Source organism: Brevibacillus sp. AY1, from assembly GCF_029870785.1.
Lineage (GTDB): Bacteria > Bacillota > Bacilli > Brevibacillales > Brevibacillaceae > Brevibacillus > Brevibacillus invocatus.
Genome location: NZ_JAFLPN010000055.1, coordinates 1 through 17,885 on the forward strand (window position 1 = coordinate 1; position 17,885 = coordinate 17,885).

Annotated in this window: 15 protein-coding genes, 3 pseudogenes and 1 riboswitch; of the genes and pseudogenes, 9 read left to right on the top strand and 9 right to left on the bottom strand. The window is 45.3% G+C overall.

Annotated features, from left to right (window positions below; translation table 11 throughout):
• Positions 1 to 81: 81 nt before the first annotated feature.
• The 3 genes and pseudogenes from JZI27_RS22995 to JZI27_RS23005 form a co-directional block, all read right to left on the bottom strand.
• Positions 82 to 1,197, bottom strand: a pseudogene (locus JZI27_RS22995) (IS256 family transposase); the annotation flags it as partial.
• 160 nt (positions 1,198 to 1,357) lie between these two features.
• Positions 1,358 to 3,760 carry a polyprenyl synthetase family protein gene (locus JZI27_RS23000; RefSeq protein ID WP_280209469.1) on the bottom strand — a complete coding sequence of 801 codons (2,403 nt, stop codon included), beginning with the start codon at positions 3,758 to 3,760 and terminating at the stop codon, positions 1,358 to 1,360.
• Positions 3,761 to 4,233: 473 nt separating this feature from the next.
• Positions 4,234 to 4,614: pseudogene (locus JZI27_RS23005) on the bottom strand (VOC family protein).
• A gap of 42 nt (positions 4,615 to 4,656) precedes the next feature.
• On the opposite strand from JZI27_RS23005, the gene JZI27_RS23010 reads away from it, so the two are divergent.
• On the top strand, positions 4,657 to 5,235 hold the full coding sequence (locus JZI27_RS23010; RefSeq protein ID WP_280209471.1) for a DUF4256 domain-containing protein: 579 nt from the start codon (positions 4,657 to 4,659) through the stop codon (positions 5,233 to 5,235).
• Between the two features lie 212 nt (positions 5,236 to 5,447).
• Here JZI27_RS23010 and JZI27_RS23015 read toward each other — a convergent pair whose 3' ends face one another.
• Entirely contained in the window at positions 5,448 to 5,891 is a 444-nt protein-coding gene (locus JZI27_RS23015) for a cell wall hydrolase (protein WP_280209473.1), read from the bottom strand.
• 445 nt (positions 5,892 to 6,336) lie between these two features.
• Between JZI27_RS23015 and JZI27_RS23020 the strand changes: the two genes are divergently transcribed.
• Genes JZI27_RS23020 through JZI27_RS23030 form a run of 3 tightly spaced genes read left to right on the top strand, consistent with a single transcriptional unit; the run spans position 6,337 to position 8,591 of the window.
• A complete protein-coding gene (locus JZI27_RS23020) occupies positions 6,337 to 7,134 on the top strand; it encodes a transporter substrate-binding domain-containing protein (RefSeq protein ID WP_122909071.1) in 798 nt (265 codons plus the stop codon).
• A gap of 17 nt (positions 7,135 to 7,151) precedes the next feature.
• Positions 7,152 to 7,808 carry an amino acid ABC transporter permease gene (locus tag JZI27_RS23025; RefSeq protein ID WP_122909072.1) on the top strand — a complete coding sequence of 219 codons (657 nt, stop codon included), beginning with the start codon at positions 7,152 to 7,154 and terminating at the stop codon, positions 7,806 to 7,808.
• Positions 7,809 to 7,823: 15 nt separating this feature from the next.
• The gene (locus JZI27_RS23030) at positions 7,824 to 8,591 is read left to right on the top strand and encodes an amino acid ABC transporter ATP-binding protein (RefSeq protein ID WP_276531920.1); all 768 of its coding nucleotides are present in this window, start codon (positions 7,824 to 7,826) and stop codon (positions 8,589 to 8,591) included.
• A gap of 81 nt (positions 8,592 to 8,672) precedes the next feature.
• On the opposite strand, the gene JZI27_RS23035 is transcribed toward JZI27_RS23030, so the two are convergent.
• The 3 genes from JZI27_RS23035 to JZI27_RS23045 form a co-directional block, all read right to left on the bottom strand.
• Positions 8,673 to 9,632 carry a PDR/VanB family oxidoreductase gene (locus tag JZI27_RS23035; protein ID WP_280209480.1) on the bottom strand — a complete coding sequence of 320 codons (960 nt, stop codon included), beginning with the start codon at positions 9,630 to 9,632 and terminating at the stop codon, positions 8,673 to 8,675.
• A 76-nt stretch (positions 9,633 to 9,708) separates the two neighbouring features.
• Positions 9,709 to 10,143, bottom strand: a complete 435-nt coding sequence (locus JZI27_RS23040; protein WP_251244857.1) for a dimethylamine monooxygenase subunit DmmA family protein — start codon at positions 10,141 to 10,143, stop codon at positions 9,709 to 9,711.
• Between the two features lie 3 nt (positions 10,144 to 10,146).
• Positions 10,147 to 11,094, bottom strand: coding sequence for a heme-dependent oxidative N-demethylase family protein (locus JZI27_RS23045; protein WP_122909076.1), 948 nt, complete (start codon positions 11,092 to 11,094; stop codon positions 10,147 to 10,149).
• 218 nt (positions 11,095 to 11,312) lie between these two features.
• Positions 11,313 to 11,495, top strand: a riboswitch (Lysine riboswitch).
• A 148-nt stretch (positions 11,496 to 11,643) separates the two neighbouring features.
• On the opposite strand from JZI27_RS23045, the gene JZI27_RS23050 reads away from it, so the two are divergent.
• From JZI27_RS23050 to JZI27_RS23060, 3 genes are all read left to right on the top strand, one after another.
• The gene (locus tag JZI27_RS23050; protein WP_280209484.1) at positions 11,644 to 12,489 is read left to right on the top strand and encodes a transporter substrate-binding domain-containing protein; all 846 of its coding nucleotides are present in this window, start codon (positions 11,644 to 11,646) and stop codon (positions 12,487 to 12,489) included.
• A 107-nt stretch (positions 12,490 to 12,596) separates the two neighbouring features.
• Positions 12,597 to 13,328, top strand: coding sequence for an amino acid ABC transporter permease (locus JZI27_RS23055; protein WP_122909077.1), 732 nt, complete (start codon positions 12,597 to 12,599; stop codon positions 13,326 to 13,328).
• A gap of 20 nt (positions 13,329 to 13,348) precedes the next feature.
• Complete coding sequence (locus tag JZI27_RS23060) at positions 13,349 to 14,089, top strand: amino acid ABC transporter ATP-binding protein (protein ID WP_280209486.1); 741 nt, start codon at positions 13,349 to 13,351, stop codon at positions 14,087 to 14,089.
• A gap of 116 nt (positions 14,090 to 14,205) precedes the next feature.
• Here the strand turns inward: JZI27_RS23060 and JZI27_RS23065 are convergent, their stop codons facing one another.
• Both JZI27_RS23065 and JZI27_RS23070 read right to left on the bottom strand, forming a co-directional pair.
• Entirely contained in the window at positions 14,206 to 14,487 is a 282-nt protein-coding gene (locus JZI27_RS23065) for a S4 domain-containing protein (RefSeq protein WP_122909079.1), read from the bottom strand.
• Between the two features lie 300 nt (positions 14,488 to 14,787).
• Positions 14,788 to 15,669, bottom strand: a complete 882-nt coding sequence (locus JZI27_RS23070; RefSeq protein WP_280209487.1) for a LysR family transcriptional regulator — start codon at positions 15,667 to 15,669, stop codon at positions 14,788 to 14,790.
• A 122-nt stretch (positions 15,670 to 15,791) separates the two neighbouring features.
• Here JZI27_RS23070 and hutG point away from each other — a divergent pair, with 122 nt between their 5' ends.
• Positions 15,792 to 16,775 carry a formimidoylglutamase gene (gene hutG / locus JZI27_RS23075; protein ID WP_280209488.1) on the top strand — a complete coding sequence of 328 codons (984 nt, stop codon included), beginning with the start codon at positions 15,792 to 15,794 and terminating at the stop codon, positions 16,773 to 16,775.
• Positions 16,759 to 17,666 (top strand): annotated as a pseudogene (locus JZI27_RS23080) (sodium/glutamate symporter). Before hutG ends, JZI27_RS23080 begins: the two are co-directional and overlap by 17 nt.
• The last annotated feature ends 219 nt before the right edge of the window (positions 17,667 to 17,885 follow it).

A 17,885-nucleotide genomic window follows, 5' to 3' on the forward strand; every position in this document is an offset into this window, starting at 1 on the left:
GGAGTACTCTAAAATTGGTTTTAGACTTGCTGTACCAAGGAAAAACGCTCATTTTCGCTCTGCGAAAGTTGAGTTAGTAATGTCCACCGTAGCTAAATATATAATCTTCCGCAAAGCATCGTCGGTAGGGTATGCCGTTTTTGTTTTCGTTATTTTTCTTAATTGACGATGATAAGCTTCCACAATGTTTGTGGTATAAATCAGACGACGAATTTCTCGTGGATAGCAGAAATATGTACTCAGTTCTAACCAGTTGTTTTCCCAGGAACGAATCACAATTGGGTACTTACGTCCCCACGTTTCTTTTACCAGGTGGAGTGCCAATTCTGCCTCTTCCATGGTGGAAGCTTGATAGACTTGTTTTAAATCAAACATCATCGCCTTCTGATCTTTATAATTCACGTATTTCATCGAGTTTCGTATCTGATGAATGACACACAACTGAATCGAGGTTTGAGGAAAAACGGCTTGAATGGCTTCAGAAAAGCCAGTTAGCCCATCTTTACAAGCAATGAAAATGTCTTCTACACCACGGTTTTGCAGATCGTTACATACACCAATCCAAAAGCTGGCACTTTCATTTTCGCCAATCCAAATACCTAATACATCCTTGTATCCATGCGTATTAATGCCAATTACACTGTACGCTGCCTTATTCACAATCCGATGATCCTTCCGTACTTTAAAATGAATCGCATCCAGAAAAACAATAGGGTAAATACGTTCTAAAGGACGAGATTGCCATTCCGTCACAAGAGGAAGAACCCGATCGGTCACTTTGCTCACCAAGCTAGCCGATACATCAATTCCGTAGATATCTTTCATGTGAGCTTCAATATCCCGAGTAGAGATGCCTTTCGCGTACATGGCAATGATTTGATCTTCAATCTCGTTCGAAGAACGCTCATATTTTTTGATAATCTGTGGCTCAAATTCACCATTTCGATCCCGTGGCACAACGATCTCTGTTTCGCCGAGGCCTGTTTTAATCGTCTTTTTACTATAGCCGTTACGACTATTACCAGAACGATTTCCTTCTACACTGTGTTTATCATAGCCGAGATGTTCGGACATTTCAGCTTCGAGAACCTCTTGAAGCGTTCTTTTAAACAGGTCTTTCAGTAGAGTGTGAACGTCCTCTACAGTCTTACAGTCTTTCGCCACTTCTTGGGCCAATCTGGTCTTTGCATCTTGCATAAATGGTCAAGTACTTCATTAGCAGTTATTACCATTTACACGAAATTAATTACATACTCGCCATTTCGACTATTTCCAGTATGGTCACCGTCGGAACTATGTTTGCTGTAGCCTAAGTGATCATCCATTTCAGCTTCAAAAACTTGTTGGAGCTCTCTTATTACCTGTCCCGATTAACAATATAGTCCAATAAATGCTTCAGAAATGGGGTTTTTAAAGACATCTCCTTCAACGCTTCCATCGCGCAGCAGTAGTGCTCCCACATCTCTTTCCTGGCATCCTTCTGACCAAGAACTGTTACAAAAGTAGAGCTGTTGTTTTCAACATCCTGGAGAGTGGGTTTACCGAGTAAAAGCCGATCTCCTTCCACATCAAGCAAATCATCCTTAATCTGAAATACAATCCCCGCATGATAGGCATATTTCTTTAAAGCAGCAATTTCCGTCGCCTCAGCCTGAGCAAGAATGGCAGGCATAACGAGAGAAGCCTCAAATGCAATTCCGGTTTTGTAGTAGCATATCCGTTTCAATTGCTCCAGTGTTAATTCTTGACCTTTGGATTGCAAATCCATCGCTTGCCCCATACACATCTCTCCCGCTTTTTGGGACGAATACTGCATCATGGCAAGTACGGCTTTTGCATCGAATCCGTTTAGAGACGATTGTTCTTCAACCGACTTCATGAACATAAACAAACCTGTTAATTCCGCAGTAGAGGAATTATGAACCATATGCAAGGTTGGACGCCCTCTACGGGTAGACGAATTATCTTGCGATGGGAGATCGTCGAAGATCAAAGATGCGGTATGCATATATTCCAATGATCTTAGAAGTGGTACGATCTCCGGAAATGGCAATCCGTATTCGTTAACGCCCATGACCCAAGCCATGATGGGCCGTAGTCGTTTGCCATCTCCTTCGAGACTGTAATTTGCAACATCGATCAGCGAATCCTTCATCGGGGGAATTCCGTCATGTTTGGCAATCTGCAATTGGTTGTTGATCTGTTCGCGGACCGTATTGACTGTCTCGATAAAATACTCTTTTTCTTTCCGCTTGTTTTTTAGAGCGGTCACCATCTGATCCCTAAGCAGTTTATCAAAAAAGTCCACATTGTCCGCTTCTCTAACCATTAGCTGGATGAGACGATTGAATTCCGGATCACCAGGAGCAAATACCTCCATCAATTCGTTATACTTTTCAATTCCGATGCGTTGTTTGCAACGTTTTAAACCGTTGATGGCACGATCCAGTATCACCTCAAGCGTTTTGGCATCGGAGTGATACACATGATGGATCAGATGGGAGATGACTGCCCAATACAATTCAAAAGGATTGATCAAATCCGAACGCTGATCCCGGTATTTTAAATAATAGGTATAGGGGGTTACCGCCCCATCTCTCATATCGTCAAAAATATCCGCAAAATCATCTGCCAGCTGGTTGTAGATGCCATAATAAAATACTCGATGATCAAATCCCTCATCTACAGGAGCGCTAATGACGGAACGGACTATCAAGCGGGCAGAAGAGGATTTTAAGATAACGGGTAAATAAAGTTCTTCGTTGGTGTAATTCGCATTCGAAAGGTCCTTTATTCGGTCCAGATGCTGGGAATGAAAAAACACATACGACTGCTCGAAAAAGGGCTGCTGCGTATCCGATCGCTGTTGGCACTTCATATACTCAAAGGCTTCCCGGAGCTCCGAGTGTATATAATGAATCAAATCCCTGTTATCTCCGTTCCACTCTCCCAATTCCGGCACAGATCCGGTCAGAAGCGCGGTGCGTATCATACGAGAATACTTTTCTTTCTCTTGATCATTTAAGATCTCGGAATCGAGAAGATCGTCAATAAAAGGATAGGTCAGACCATAGGAGTAACCTAGCCTGATAGCTTCATCGAGTCTCCTCGTACGTTCCACAGGCAATATCTCATCGCCCATCTCTTCTATCGCATGCAGAATAACCCCGCCAATGATTTTGATCAGTTTGCGCTGGGCGTGCTCTGCGTTCATATCGTCCGGAATATGGGAGGATACAGCCTTTAGTTTTTCTATCAACCAAATCGCTGCGTTTTCTACGCCCTCCTTCTGGGCCCACCGATAAAAACCGGCCAGACTCAAATAGTCGGGTTGGTCTCCCCGTTTGGTAGCGGTGGATTGAATCAAGTAATTTTTGATGTCGGTAACTAGGCGCCGAATCCTTTTCTGTGTTACTGGGGAATCCAGAGCTTTACCCAAATCCCTCATAAAAATATAGGACACGCTTCGATCAAGGTAATCATCCAATTGACCGGTAACATTCAGCCAGTCGAGGTATCTATAATAATCCTGTGTATCCGGTTTTCTTTTTACCCGTGAAAAAAAGGAAAGCCATGATTTATGATGAATGTGGTTACTCTGCCACAATTGAATATCCTTTGTTAGAGTAGGCACATAGGTCTTTTCCATAACCTGCTCATACAGCGATGCAAAATACTGAGCTGCCTTCTGCTCGGCCAGCCGGTACCACGAGTCGGCATGCTCTGTAAATGCCTCATTCTCTGTAAATTTACCATTCATAGGATAGATTACCTCAAAACTGTATATTTTCGTTAAATATTCTGAAAGAGCATTTCTCCAAGGACGGGAACGAATTTAAATTCATGCCGCATCAAATTCGCAGGATCATGTTCATACACTTTTATACGCGAAAGAGTCTTTTTGGTTTCGTAATCGTTAGAGGATCACATGAAGCCAGGGTTCGTAATTTCTTCAGCCTATGGATAGAGTGCTAAAGGGTCGGTTAGCAATAAGCAAAAATGGTTAACGAATTGACTGCGGTATTAAATAATTATATTGCAGATTGTGACAGTAGAGTTCAAATGAAGGAACAATTAGAAGTCAAGTAATTCAATTGCAGTTCGGAGTAGTACATTCGAATGAATGGTTCAACGCATACTAGTCTTTACTAAATGAAAGAGAGTACCGCTTTTAGAAGTACTCTCTTTCTTCAAACATAGAATGACGATTTGTAGTACATATTTTAAAGGATTCTATTTCGCGTTCACATCTGGCTGATGAATACCAAAAATATTGCCTTCGGTATCCATATAATATCCTTGCCACGCCATTCCAGGCAGAGCATGCTTTGGATGGGCGACCTTGCCTCCATTTTTTAGGATTTTTGCTTCGGTTGAATCGTAATCTGCCACTCCCATTGTACAGGCATAGCCATTCAAAGCCTGGCCAGTTTCTGGGGAAGCACCCTGACGTTGCATCAAAGCTCCGTTAATTCCAGGCTCGTTTGCATTACCGGTAACAGCTCCAAAATAGGGCATACCAGCATAATCGCTCCAATCCTCAAATGCCCACCCAAATACTTCTCAATAAAACGTTTTAGCGCGTTCCATGTCAATTTTACTTATGCTACCCATGTGGATCACTAGGTAATTACAAACTCGAAAGGAGAAAGGAACATGCCAAAGAGTGATAGCAACTCTATAAAGGAGTTATTGCCGGAGCAACGTGAAGAACTACTCCAAACATTGAAAGCCCGTTTTGAGAAAAACATGAATCGCCATCAAGGTCTTGAATGGGCAAACATCCAAGCAAAGCTCGAAGCGCATACCGAAAAACTGTGGTCGCTCCATGAAATGGAGAGAACGGGCGGTGAACCGGATGTAGTTGATTATGACGTTCAGACAGGCGAGTACATTTTTTACGATTGCTCAGCGGAAAGTCCCAAAGGGCGTAGAAGTGTTTGCTACGATCGTGAAGCGCTGGAGTCAAGGAAAGAACATAAACCACAGAATAATGCGATTGAAATGGCAGCTGCCATAGGTATTGAGCTGTTAACAGAAGAACAATACCGGGAGCTACAGAAGCTTGGAAATTTCGATTTGAAAACTTCGAGCTGGGTGAAAACACCTGCTAGTATTCGAAAACTCGGCGGGGCGATCTTTTGTGATCGTCGCTACGACACTGTCTTCGTATACCACAATGGAGCTGAATCCTACTATGCCGCTAGAGGGTTCCGCGGCTCGCTAAGGGTCTAAATTTTGGCGGGTAGTAGGAAGTATCGCGACGTGTTGCTCTTTGAAGTTTCTATTTTCCTATACGTTAAAAAACTGCACCCCAATTGTTAGTCTTGCCTAACATTGGGGTGCACTTCATATGATAGCCTCCTCATCCAAATCTACATCATTGATGATTCCCCCTTTTTTCGTTAGGGGCAGTGTAATGATTGGGCTGTTTTTCGTCCATAGAATTAAAAAGTATTATATATATTTTCACATTCTTTCGCGGTCGGCTCATAAAAACAGTGAAGCTTGTATCGTCCTACGTGCGGCTGATTATACCAGGTCGGCGGACATGGCTGGGGAGCTGCGGCCGTTCCCGGACGAAAATACCAGAGGGAGAATTTGGCCGGCCAATACCGTTCCCCATTCACGGCCCGTCGCGCCAGACGTCGTTCTCTATCTCTAGCCCTTTGGTAGTATATACCATGCTGCAAAGCTTCAAACGCATGCGGCTGGTTGATCATTTGGGGAATTGTCCGGATTCCTTTAAAATCGGAGCAATTCGCTCTTATTCGGTTAATTCCAACATTTCCAACAAGGAGCATTCCCATTTCACCTTCACCTTCAGCTTCGGCTCGAAGCAACCTTGCCAACATGTCAATATCACTGCTCCTGGCTTTTACGACGGCCATCGGCTCACCTCTTTAGATTGTTTTAGGCATATTATATTGTTGATGAAACGGATATGTTACGTTATCAAAGGTTAGTGTATTCAGTTAAGGAGATCCGGTACCGGAACAAATCATTCTGCTCTCAGCTTTTTCGTTGGTTATGGCGACATTAAACGGGGAAAAAGACGAAGCCAAGTTGAGCGGGATAGTTAATAAGTTATTTGAACGATCTTTCTTACTGGGGTGAAACGAATACTGTTGCCCCAAGGGTTCACAGCCTTTTTTTTATCAATGAACACACACAAATATTTGGAAAAATCGGAAAACAAATGATAGAATGATATAAATGGAAATAATATTCTGATTTTTAATGTTATCCCTATGCATGTATCTCAAGTTAGGAATGATCTAGGTTCACGCACAAGTTTGTCAGTCCTTTTTTACCAGTAGATAAGGGGGAAAGCACATGATCAATCAGCGTAATCTTTTTTTAATCATTCTATCTTTGGCTCTAATGATTCTTACTGCCTGTAGTTCTAAAACGGTCAGTCAGACTGGACAATCGGGCGACCAATCGCTTGACCGCATAAAATCAGCCGGGGTGATCAACGTCGGGATTGAAGGCGCATACCCACCGTTCAACTATTACAACGATAAAAACGAGCTTGTTGGCTTTGACGTAGACATCGCCAATGCGATCGGTGACAAGCTGGGTGTCAAAGTAAACTTTGTTGTTACACCGTGGGATGCCATCATCGCAGGCTTATTATCAGAGAAATACGACACCATTGTCTCCAGCATGGGGATTACAGAAGAACGCATGCAAAAGGTGGATTTCTCCAAACCTTACTACCATACAGGTGCGCAATTATTCGTTCCAAACGATTCTCCTATCACGGATCCGACCAAAATCGAAGGATTAAAAATCGGTGCCTCGATCGGTACCACATTTGAATCAAAAGCAAAAGAATTAAAGGTAGACTTAGTCACTTACAAAAATGACATGCTAACCTTCCAAGATTTGGTGAATAACCGCATTCAGGGTGTCATTACAGATAAGGCAGTAGGTTCATCCGTTATCAAGGAAAAGAGTTACCCCTTTAAGGCAATAGGTGGACTGCTATATGAAGAAGAAGCAGCGTTCACGTTGCGTAAAGAAAATAACGCGCTGAAAGATGCATTAAACAAAGCACTGGAAGAAATTCAAAGTGATGGAACCTATGAAAAAATCAGCAAAACCTGGTTCGGTAACGATATCCGGTAGGAAAGGATTGTACCTGCATGCTTGATTTTTCCCTGGTCTCCGATTTTATTGGATTTCTGCTTGAAGCATCAGTGGTGACGATAGAGCTATCCCTCTTTGCGATCGTATTAGGTTTAATTCTTGGGCTCATAGCAGCATTGATGAAAATATCGAATATCAAGCCGCTCATGTGGTTGGCGGATTTCTACATCTGGGTGATTCGCGGAACACCCATTCTTGTACAAATCTTTCTGGTCTACTACGGATTGCCTCAGGTTGGAATTGAATTGGGTGCATTCTCATCCTCTGTCATCGCGTTGGGAGTGAATGCAGGTGCGTATATCGCGGAAATATATCGCGGTGGCATCATGTCCGTTCCGAAAGGTCAGACGGAAGCAGCCGAGTCGCTTGGGATGACCTATACCACCATCATGCGCAGGATTGTCTTGCCTCAGGCGTTTCGAGTCAGCATTCCAGCCTTGGGCAACCAAGCGATATCTATGTTAAAGGATTCATCGATTGCCTCTCTTGTCACGGTGTCTGAGTTGATGATGGTGTCTCAACGTTTTGCAGCGACCAACTATGCGTTTATTGAATTTTATATCACGGCAGCAGCTCTGTATTTGCTCATGACGACATTTCTTTCTTATTTCCTGAAAAAGTTAGAATTCCGCATGTCGCAAAGCGAGCGTTAGGAGGAAGCGAAAACAATGAGCAACCGTGCCGTAGAAGCAAAGCGTGACAATAATCAGTCAATCATTGTGGTGAAAGATCTTCACAAAAGCTTTGGTAACCTGGAAGTGTTAAAAGGAATTGATCTCATCGTCAATCGAGGCGAAGTAGTCTCGTTGATTGGCGCCAGCGGTTCAGGTAAAAGCACGCTGCTTCGTTGCTTGAACCGATTGGAAACGATCAGTGGTGGCGCCATTACCATCGATGGCATTCCACTAAATGAGTCCTTGAAACATGTGAGCCAAATTCGGCGTGAAGTGGGGATGGTCTTTCAGCAGTTCAATCTCTTTCCCCATATGACTGTTCTGGAGAATGTGATGGAAGCGCCTATTCAGGTAAACAAAGTGACCAAAGACGAGGCAAGGAAGATTGCGGTCAACCTGTTGGAGAAAGTAGGGTTGTCAGATAAGCAAGATGTGTATCCGCGAAAGCTGTCAGGGGGTCAACAACAACGCGTCGCGATTGCAAGAGCGCTTGCCATGAATCCAAAAATCATGTTGTTCGACGAGCCGACCTCGGCACTTGACCCGGAGTTGGTGGGCGAAGTGCTCCAGGTCATGAAGCAGTTGGCCAAGGAAGGGATGACGATGGTTGTAGTGACCCACGAGATGCAGTTTGCTCGCGAAGTAGCCGATCGGGTGATTTTTATGCATAATGGGCTCATCGAGGAACAAGGAAATCCACAAGAGGTCTTGGTCAATCCCAAAAGCGAGCGCTTGAAATCGTTTTTGCGGATGATCAAATAAGAGAAAAACGCTCCACTTCGGTAGATGGCTAGGTCACACTTGCCAATATACCAGAAGTGGGCGTTTTTTTAGGACAGGCTCCTACAGGCTCAGAACCAGCTTATTATGTACGGCGCGAGAGACACACGTCATCATCACATCCTGCGCCGCTCGCTCTTTCTCCGATAAGACCGAGTCATAATGAGCGACCTCGCCAGACAAGACTTCCACGGCGCAGGTGCCGCATCGACCGACACGGCAGGAGTAAGGAGATTTGATGCCTGCGGCAAGCAGTGCCGCTAGCAGGCTTTGGTCGCGTCCAACCGAAATCGTCCGCTTGCTTTGCCAAAGCTCCACGAGAAAGGGTTCACGCAGCATGGGGGCGGGTGGCGCAAATAATTCAAAGTGAATGTTTTGCTGAGGGTACCCATAGCTCCTCGCTGCTTCCTGAAACTGATTCACCATGGTCTCAGGGCCGCAAAAATAGACGTGCGTACCTACTCGCTGCTGGCGCATACCATCTGGTTTCATCGGTGATGAATCCGGGTCAGCAGAAAGGTATAAGTGACAGGAATCTCTATAGGTTTTCTGCAAGGTTTCATAAAAGGCGCACATCTCCCGGGACTTGGCTGCATAATGCAGCTCAAAGCTCCGTCCCTGGGCGACCAGCTCCGCCATCATCGACAGGAAGGGGGTAATGCCGATCCCTGCTGCATAAAAAACGTGATGCTTCGCACGGAAGCTGAGCGGGAAATGATTTTTGGGATAGCTGATGTAAAGCTCGGTCCCCTCTGAGACCTGATGATGCCAGTAAGCAGAGCCGCCTCGCGATTGTGCATGGAGTTGAACCGCGATCTCATAATGATCCGTAATGGCGGGTGCCTGGACCAAGGAGTAATGTCGTTCCAAAGTTCCCGCAGCCGAATTCAAATAGGTGGATATATGAGAGCCCGCACTGAAGGCAGGCAAGTCTGCATCTTCTTTGGAGACGAGAACAAATCGCTTCACGGAAGGCGTTTCTTGAATGATTTGTTTGACGAACACGTGGATTTTCGGTTGCATGACAGCCATCCCATTCTATCTGATTTCGAAGTACGCTCCCAAAGGGGGAATGAGCCAATTGGTACGGTAAGTGGAATTATCGAATGGAGGTGTAACCAAGGAATGCTTGCAAGCGCTTGGAATAATGCTCGGACACGCTTAGCTCCTCTCCGCAAAAATGGCACGAAATGACCGTCTCGTCTTCCGTTTGGTTCATCTTTTGACAGGCAGAGCAAAAAACCTGCCTGGTGTGCGGCCCGAAACCGTGACATTCCATCTCTTGTTCGGAAAATCCGGCGTCCTCTGCCAGTTGCCTCAAGGGCTCCAAAAGAGGCCATGAGACAAGCAGATAGAGGTAGGTACCGATCCATTGGCTGGAGAGCAGTGCGGACAATTCAGGCTGGTGCAAGCTTTCCAACGTGACAGGATGAACTTCCACTGGGAGGCTGCTTGCCGCAAGCTCGTTTCTGAGATCATGAGAAGCAGACTCACCTGTCTCATCCATCAAGAGCAGGTATCGCTGTTTTTGCATGCTTTACCCCCTCTCTTTTTGCAGCTCATATTCCAAATACTGAATGACTTGTTGCTTGTACAGCTTCATCCCTTTATATTCTGCAATAAACGCGGGCAGCTCTACCAGAACATGGTACAGCTGTTCCAGATAGGCCCGGTTTTGAGCCAGTTCATGTAAGGTGATCAAGTAGCTGTGGATCGTAAAGAGAACAGCGTGGCTTCGTGGCAAACGGAAGAGCTTTTGTACCTCTACACGCAAGTACACCGTCTCTCCGGCATTTTCTGCTGTGACCTGTTTGCGCATTTGTCCCCACTGGTGAAAGGTTTCGAGGGAAGCATCCAGCCTTTTGCCTGCATTAAGCGACCAGTTTCTTCGGACCCAGGGTTGGCCAACCTCCAGCTTCATGATAAAGTTGCGAATTTTCTCATCTAGGTTCCCATTTGCGAATCCAGGAATCGGACTGTGAATCTCTACGAAATTCATCCCCAGATTGAATTCGAGCGACCAGTTGGCTGGAAAACAAAGCTGGCCTGCATCCAGAAATAAATCACCGTCTCGCTGTCCCATCAGAATCAAATCCTCCTGCACATGGCGGCCAACGAAATCGAGTGGCTCCCAGGGAAGCGTCGAAACATCTCCGAAGACGAATTGCTGCGTTTCATTGAGCTTGTGGTTGGAAAACGTCCAGGAATTTCCCTCTTTCGTTAAGGAAAAGTCCTCCGGATAGGTTTCATGCAGATGATGCAGCACAAGGCTTGCGATTTCCCATTGTGCAGGTATCGTATGGGGGAGTGACTGATAGCAGCGGTTGGGATGATTGGCTAGCAGCGACCGCTTGAGTGTCATTTCCTCCAGGTATTCCGGCGTAACCTCGATGGCAATCGGTGGATCGAGAAGCACCGAATTGTTGGAGTAGCGATACGTATCGCTATTGAAGGGGTAAGGAAAACGGGATAGTTGGTCGGACATGGAGTGGAGGGTACCTCCTTTCGTTTTCAGATTATTCTACCATTTTATTATAACGAAAGAATCCGTGTGTTTGTACTCTTTTCGAAGAAACCTCATACATATTGTATGTTTCGTAAAATGTTTTTCTTGTGAATATGCTTTCCAAAACCTTCCGTTATTGACGGTTCTCCCGATAGATAGTATACTGATAAACAAATTTAATAAGACCTCACTTTCTACAGTGAGGTAGAGGCGCGATATTTAACAGTCCGTAGTGGAGTTCGAGAAAACGATGAGGCTAGGGAGAAGGAAATGTCGCCGAAGCTTGTAATATGCTCGGTATTACTTGCTGGGTCTGCAGTTAAGAGCTGCAGGACTGTCTCAATAAATTCCCCGATTTATTGAGTTGAGCTATCTCATTTGGGTTAAAGGGAGGTTTATGGGAAGACTATATAAATAGTGCGGCCAGAGACTTTCTCAGGTCGCTTTTTTGCGTTTTTCTCTAAGAATGTGTTGATCTTAGTAGCGTCATCCTACCATCATCAGAAAAATCAAAAGGAGAGAACAATCTTGAAAAAACTATCATCATTTCTCGCTATCTTTCTATCAGCAATGATCCTATTAACCGGGTGCGGTACAAGCTCGAGCAGCAGCCCAGCAGAGGCGCCTGCAGCTGCAAGCGATTCGACTTTTAAAGTAGGTCTTGAAGCAGGTTATGCGCCATTCAACTGGACGCAAATGGACGATTCCAATGGTGCCGTAAAAATCGACGGCAGCTCCGAATTTGCGGGTGGCTACGATGTAGAAATCGCGAAGAGAATTGCAGAAAGCTTGGGTAAAGAGTTGGTCATCGTGAAAACAGAATGGGATGGTCTGGTTCCAGCTTTAACCTCTGGCAAAATCGATGCCATCATCGCAGGCATGTCTCCAACTGCTGAGCGTAAAGAGACCATTGATTTCTCCGACAATTACTACAAATCCAACCTCGTGATGGTTGTGAAAAAAGGCAGTAAATATGAAGGTGCGACTTCGATCCAAGATTTTAAAGGAGCAAAAGTAACGGCACAATTAAATACCTTCCACTATTCCGTGATTCCCCAAATTGAAGGTGTGGAACAGCAACCGGCACTGGACAACTTCCCTGCGATGCGCGTTGCTCTGGAATCTGGCGTAATTGATGGATACGTTTCTGAGCGTCCTGAAGCGGTGAGTGCGGCAGCAGCGAATCCGAACTTTGTGATGGTGGAATTCAAAGACGGCTTCCAGACCTCCGAAGATGATACGGCAATCGCGGTAGGTGTGCAAAAGGGCAGCGAATTGACTCAAAAAATCAATGAAGCACTGACTGGCATCTCTGAAGATGAGCGTACCCAGATTATGGATGAAGCTATCAAGAATCAGCCAGCAGCACAATAACAGAGTCGAGAAACCGGCTGCATGCACGTGCAGTCGGTTTTAACTGATCCTGAGAGCCTCCCAGGCAGACAGTAGCATAGAAAAGGAAGATGAAATGGAGGACAAACATGAGCTTCGAGTGGATTGTCAGAATACTTTCTGAAAACTGGCCCATGTTCCTGCGCGGAGCGGGGACCACACTGTATATCGCTTTGATCGGTACTATATTGGGGGCAGTGATCGGGCTATTGGCTGGGGTGATCCGCACGATTCCACTTCCGGAACGTGGAGCCAAACGAATCGGTCTGAAAGTGATAAATGCCCTATTCTCCACTTATATTGAATTTTTCCGGGGAACACCGATGATCGTGCAGGCGATGGTGATCTATTATGGTTCTGCTTTAGCCTTTGGCATGGATATCGATCGGTTGTTTGCCGCTGTCTTTATCGTGTCCATCAATACAGGAGCCTATATGGCAGAGATCGTTCGCGGCGGCATTGTTTCCGTTGATAAAGGCCAATACGAAGCCGCTCAAGCGATTGGGATGAACCATCTGCAAACGATGTTTCACGTTGTCTTGCCGCAGGTCATTCGCAATATCCTGCCAGCAACGGGGAATCAATTCGTCATCAATATCAAGGATACGTCCGTACTGAACGTGATTTCCGTAACGGAGCTGTATTTCACTACAAAATCGATCTCGGGGAACAACTTCCGGTATTTTGAAACGTTCTTTGTGGCTTGCGCGATTTACTTAATCATGACGGTGATCGTCTCCAGAGTACTTCGTTATCTGGAACGAAAGCTGGATGGACCAGAGAATTACACGATGACGGACAAGCAACTTGAAGCACGATAATGGGGGAAGGAGGAGTGATCATGGACACCATCATTGATATTCAGCATTTGAACAAGTCTTATGGAACCCATCAGGTACTCCGGGACATCAATTTTTCCGTGAACAAAGGGGAAGTCGTCACGATTATCGGATCCTCGGGGTCTGGGAAATCTACCCTTCTTCGCTGCATCAATCTCTTGGAAAAACCAAGTGGCGGTCAAATCATCTATCGTGGCGATAACATTTTGGACGAGAAGCATGATGTTTTTGCTTACCGCAGACATCTGGGTATGGTGTTTCAGCAGTTTAACCTGTTCAATAACCACAATGTCTTGAATAACTGCGTGGTGGGACAAGTAAAAGTGTTGAAGCGATCCAGGGAAGAGGCAGAGAAGGTAGCGATGAAGTATTTGCAGGTCGTCGGGATGGACAAATACATCAACGCCAAACCGAAACAGCTATCTGGCGGACAAAAGCAGCGGGTGGCTATTGCCAGGGCGCTGTCCATGGACCCGGATGTACTGCTGTTTGATGAACCAACGTCTGCGCTCGACCCGGAAATGGTCGGTGAAGTGCTGAAGGTCATGAAGGAGCTCGCCGGATCAGGTCTCACCATGCTGATTGTTACGCATGAGATGGAGTTTGCGAAGGATGTCTCTGATCGTGTCGTGTTTATGGACAAAGGCGTCATTGCAGAAGAGGGAAGTCCAGATCAGATATTCAATCATCCGACGCAGGAACGGACGAGAGAGTTCTTGGCGCGTACGTTGAAACAGGCGTAGTGCTGCAAAGCAGATATACACATGCAAAGGGCTTGGCATTGCGCGGCCAGATTGCGAGTACGTCAGATAAACGCAGGATTTTGCGTGTGTCTGGCGTTTTTTTTGTGGCCATTTCGCTACAAAGAATCCAGCAAAATACGGATGCAGTCATTCGTACATACGGCGGTACCAGGCTTTGTGGACCGGTCATTCAACCGGATAAGCCCCGATTTGATATACTGTACGATTTGTGTTCGGCTCCAGCCTACAAGCTGCCCGGCAAGCAGCTTATCCATGCGATAGCGAATGTCAGCGTGTTCGATGAAGATCTTCACTTCCTTGATCCCGCTCGTCTGACAGTCTATGATGTTGATGGACTCTGGACCCGTCGTCTCGATGGGTAGCTCTTCTTCCAGCACACGGGCATGTTCCCGGAACGACTTGTATATGGCCAGTTTTTTGTTCCACGTATGTCCTCTCACATTTGTAGATGAAGAAGCGGTATACGTTTTTTTCGTTAGAATTGTGACGACGAATGTCTGTATCCGTAAGCAGCGTCCAATAAAGCTCGATGGTATGCATGTCCTTCACCTCACGAGAAGATAAAGGAACGCGAAGGCCTATTTGAATGTATTGCAGGGTGAACCAAGAAGAAGACTCACCCAAAGGGCGAATCTCCGGAGCGAATCTCCGGGTCTTTTTCTGCTTGTCGCTTGATCTCAAGTAAAGTTCCGGCGGATCGTTTCCAAAAAAGTCTGGACCGCAGGAGCCATATACCGATTTTTCATATACGCCAAATAAATGGTTCGATCCAATGCAGGGGAAGCAATCGTTTTTCGAACAATGGAAGCATCGGTCAATTCAGACACATAATTTTCGGGGATGATGGTAATTCCCAGATTTTCTCTCACTAATGTCAAAGCCGTTTCAAAACGCTCAATTTCAAATTTGATCCTCGGAGTCACGTGTTCGAGTGAAAAGGCGCGTAAAATATCTTCTCTGGTCTGAAACCCTTCCGTACTAATGATGAAGGGTTCACCTTCCAGTTCCACGATTCGAATAGATTCCTTTTTTGCCAGTGGGTGATCTCTGTGCATCACCAGGATTAATTTTTCATCGTATAAAGGGATGGACTCGATATCGTCTTCATGGATGGACTGGTTTGTTATGAGCAGGTGAGTTTGATACTTTCGGAGTGATTCCTTCACGGCTTTTCCGCTCAGCACTTCAATCAGCTTGATGTTTATGGAAGGAAAACGCCCCTGATACTCCCGGATTACTTTGGGAATCCAATGCTTTACAGACTCGATAATGCCAATGATCAGCTCACCGCTGCCAATCTGCTTTACCTCTTCCATCTCTTTTTTCAACATGTTCATCTGAGAGAGAAGCAGTACGGATTTCTTGTATAAAATTTTACCAGCGTCAGTCAGTTCGACCTTTCTGGTATTTCTTTCTAGTAACGGTGAGCCGATCTCTTGTTCCAGATTTTTGATCGCATTGCTTAATGAGGGCTGCGAAATATGCAGTTTTTGTGCGGCTTTGGAGTAGCTCAACAGATCGGAGACCGTCACAAAATAATGCAATTGCTTGATGTCCAAGAGAATCACCCACCTTTATTTATAGCATGAAGCTATTAATTTATTTAAATTATATATTAGAATTAATAAATTTGTCAGTATATAATCAAAAAACAAAATCACCTTCAGAAGGTTCAGAAAGGATGAAAAAGTTGCCAACACAAGTTTCAGCTGATGTATGGACCGGTCGAACTGATCATACGGAAAGAAGAAGCAGCTTTCGTTATCATCAGATAGTAGAATCGATGGATTTGGCTCAATTGCAGACTTCCAAGGAGCAAATATGTGCCATTATCGGGTTTGAATGTGACGAGGGAGTGAGACGTAATCAAGGGAGACTCGGTGCAGCTAAAGCTCCGAACGCTATGAGGCAAGCGCTTGCAAGCCTTCCCTGGAAACAGTCAGAAGGAAAGCGTGTCCTCGATGTGGGGAATATTCGTTGTGAAAAGGAAGCACTCGAAGAAGCTCAAGAAGAGCTGGGTCAGGCAGTCTCGGATCTCCTTGCCAAATCGGTGACCCCGATCATTTTGGGCGGAGGGCATGAAACGCTGTACGGACATTACCTCGGCGTCCGAAAGCATATCGGCCAAGAGGCTTCACTAGGAATCATTAATATTGATGCTCACTTTGATTTGCGTTCTTACGAAGTGCAGCCTTCATCCGGAACGATGTTTAGGCAGATACTAGAAAACGATCAAAATAGCCGTTACTTTGTGCTTGGCATCCAGCGTTTCGGAAATACACAGGAACTGTTTGATAAAGCTGACGAGCTGGGTGTCCGTTATCTATACGAGGAAGAGATGACAGAAGCACCGGATGACATCACTTCTGCATTGATCGAATTCATCGAGAAGCATGATCACGTGATGCTCACGCTTTGCACAGATGTATTGAATGCCGCTTTTGCTCCAGGCGTCAGTGCTCCGTCGCCTTTTGGATTGACGCCAATGCTCGTCCGTTCCTTGATCCGCACTGTTACCGCTCAAAAGAAAACGCTTTCTTTTGATATATGCGAAGTAAATCCGGTACTAGATGAAAATGGAAGAACCGTAAAATTAGGTGCTTACTTGACGAATGAAGCCATCATGGGATTTCTAGGGGGAGACAACTATGACATTAGCACTTAATCAAGTCAATACGATTTTTCTTGCTGTAGCCTTGCTCGTATTGGGCACATATCTGGTCAAAAAAGCGGGATTTCTGCAAAGGTTTTGTATCCCGGCACCCGTAGTTGGTGGTTTGATATTTGCCATCCTCCTTTGATTGGAATGATGGCAGGGGCTGTCTCGATGGAAGGTGGACACGGTGCAGCAACGGCGTTCGGACAAACCCTTGAAGATATGGGAATCCAATCTGCGCTGGCGATCGGGATTGCGGCAGCTACCTTTGGTCTCGTAGCAGGGGGCTTGGTTGGCGGACCGACTGTCAAATATTTGGTTTCCAAACACGACCTAAAACCGACTGAGACCGATGAAGTAGTATTGCTGATTACATTCTGTATGGCAGTGGGGACGTATTTAGGGGAGCTGTTCTCGACGGCTACAGGCTTTGTACTCCCTGGTTATGTAGGAGCCATGTTTGTCGCGGTGATCGCACGCAACATCGTAGATAAATTCAAGCCGGATGCCATCGACATGAAGAGCATCAACCTGATTAGTGACGTAACGCTTGGCATTTTCCTTTCTATGGCACTCATGAGTATTAAATTGTGGGAAGTAGCGGATCTTGCACTTCCAATGCTGGTTATTGTGTTTGTACAAGTCGTCTTTATAGTCCTGTTCGGCATTTTCGTGTTGTTCCGCTTGCTTGGCAAAAACTATGATGCAGCCGTCATGGTCGCAGGCTTTACAGGGCATGGCCTTGGCGCTACGCCGAATGCAATGGCGAATATGGCTGCGGTAACACAACGTTTTGGTCCTTCACGAAAAGCGTTTCTGGTCGTTCCGATTGTAGGCGCCTTTTTGATCGATGTATTCGCTATGCCGATCATTATTACGACGATCAATCTATTTAAATAATATTTCAGTCTTAAAGTCGCTAGCTGACACCTGAACGTTCTAGGTGTCGGTTTTTTATTTATAATTAAATAATTTGTAATTTTGTTAAAAACACTTGAAGTACATTTCTGACTTGACCATTAGGTATTATCGGTAATATAGTAAGCATCACTAGCGTTGCATAAATCTTTTCACATCATTAAAAATCACCATAATCTTCTGTATTCAAGTGTTCACGAG

Bases quoted from the DNA above. Each gene is read 5' to 3' on its own strand.
- JZI27_RS23030 (WP_276531920.1), top strand. From the start codon at position 7,824: ATGAGCAACCGTGCCGTAGAAGCAAAGCGTGACAATAATCAGTCAATC.
- JZI27_RS23025 (WP_122909072.1), top strand. From the start codon at position 7,152: ATGCTTGATTTTTCCCTGGTCTCCGATTTTATTGGATTTCTGCTTGAA.
- JZI27_RS23055 (WP_122909077.1), top strand. From the start codon at position 12,597: ATGAGCTTCGAGTGGATTGTCAGAATACTTTCTGAAAACTGGCCCATG.
- JZI27_RS23040 (WP_251244857.1), bottom strand. From the start codon at position 10,143: ATGCAAAAACAGCGATACCTGCTCTTGATGGATGAGACAGGTGAGTCT.
- JZI27_RS23000 (WP_280209469.1), bottom strand. From the start codon at position 3,760: ATGAATGGTAAATTTACAGAGAATGAGGCATTTACAGAGCATGCCGAC.
- JZI27_RS23015 (WP_280209473.1), bottom strand. From the start codon at position 5,891: ATGGCCGTCGTAAAAGCCAGGAGCAGTGATATTGACATGTTGGCAAGG.
- JZI27_RS23060 (WP_280209486.1), top strand. From the start codon at position 13,349: ATGGACACCATCATTGATATTCAGCATTTGAACAAGTCTTATGGAACC.
- JZI27_RS23035 (WP_280209480.1), bottom strand. From the start codon at position 9,632: ATGCAACCGAAAATCCACGTGTTCGTCAAACAAATCATTCAAGAAACG.
- JZI27_RS23010 (WP_280209471.1), top strand. From the start codon at position 4,657: ATGCCAAAGAGTGATAGCAACTCTATAAAGGAGTTATTGCCGGAGCAA.
- hutG (WP_280209488.1), top strand. From the start codon at position 15,792: ATGAAAAAGTTGCCAACACAAGTTTCAGCTGATGTATGGACCGGTCGA.
- JZI27_RS23020 (WP_122909071.1), top strand. From the start codon at position 6,337: ATGATCAATCAGCGTAATCTTTTTTTAATCATTCTATCTTTGGCTCTA.
- JZI27_RS23045 (WP_122909076.1), bottom strand. From the start codon at position 11,094: ATGTCCGACCAACTATCCCGTTTTCCTTACCCCTTCAATAGCGATACG.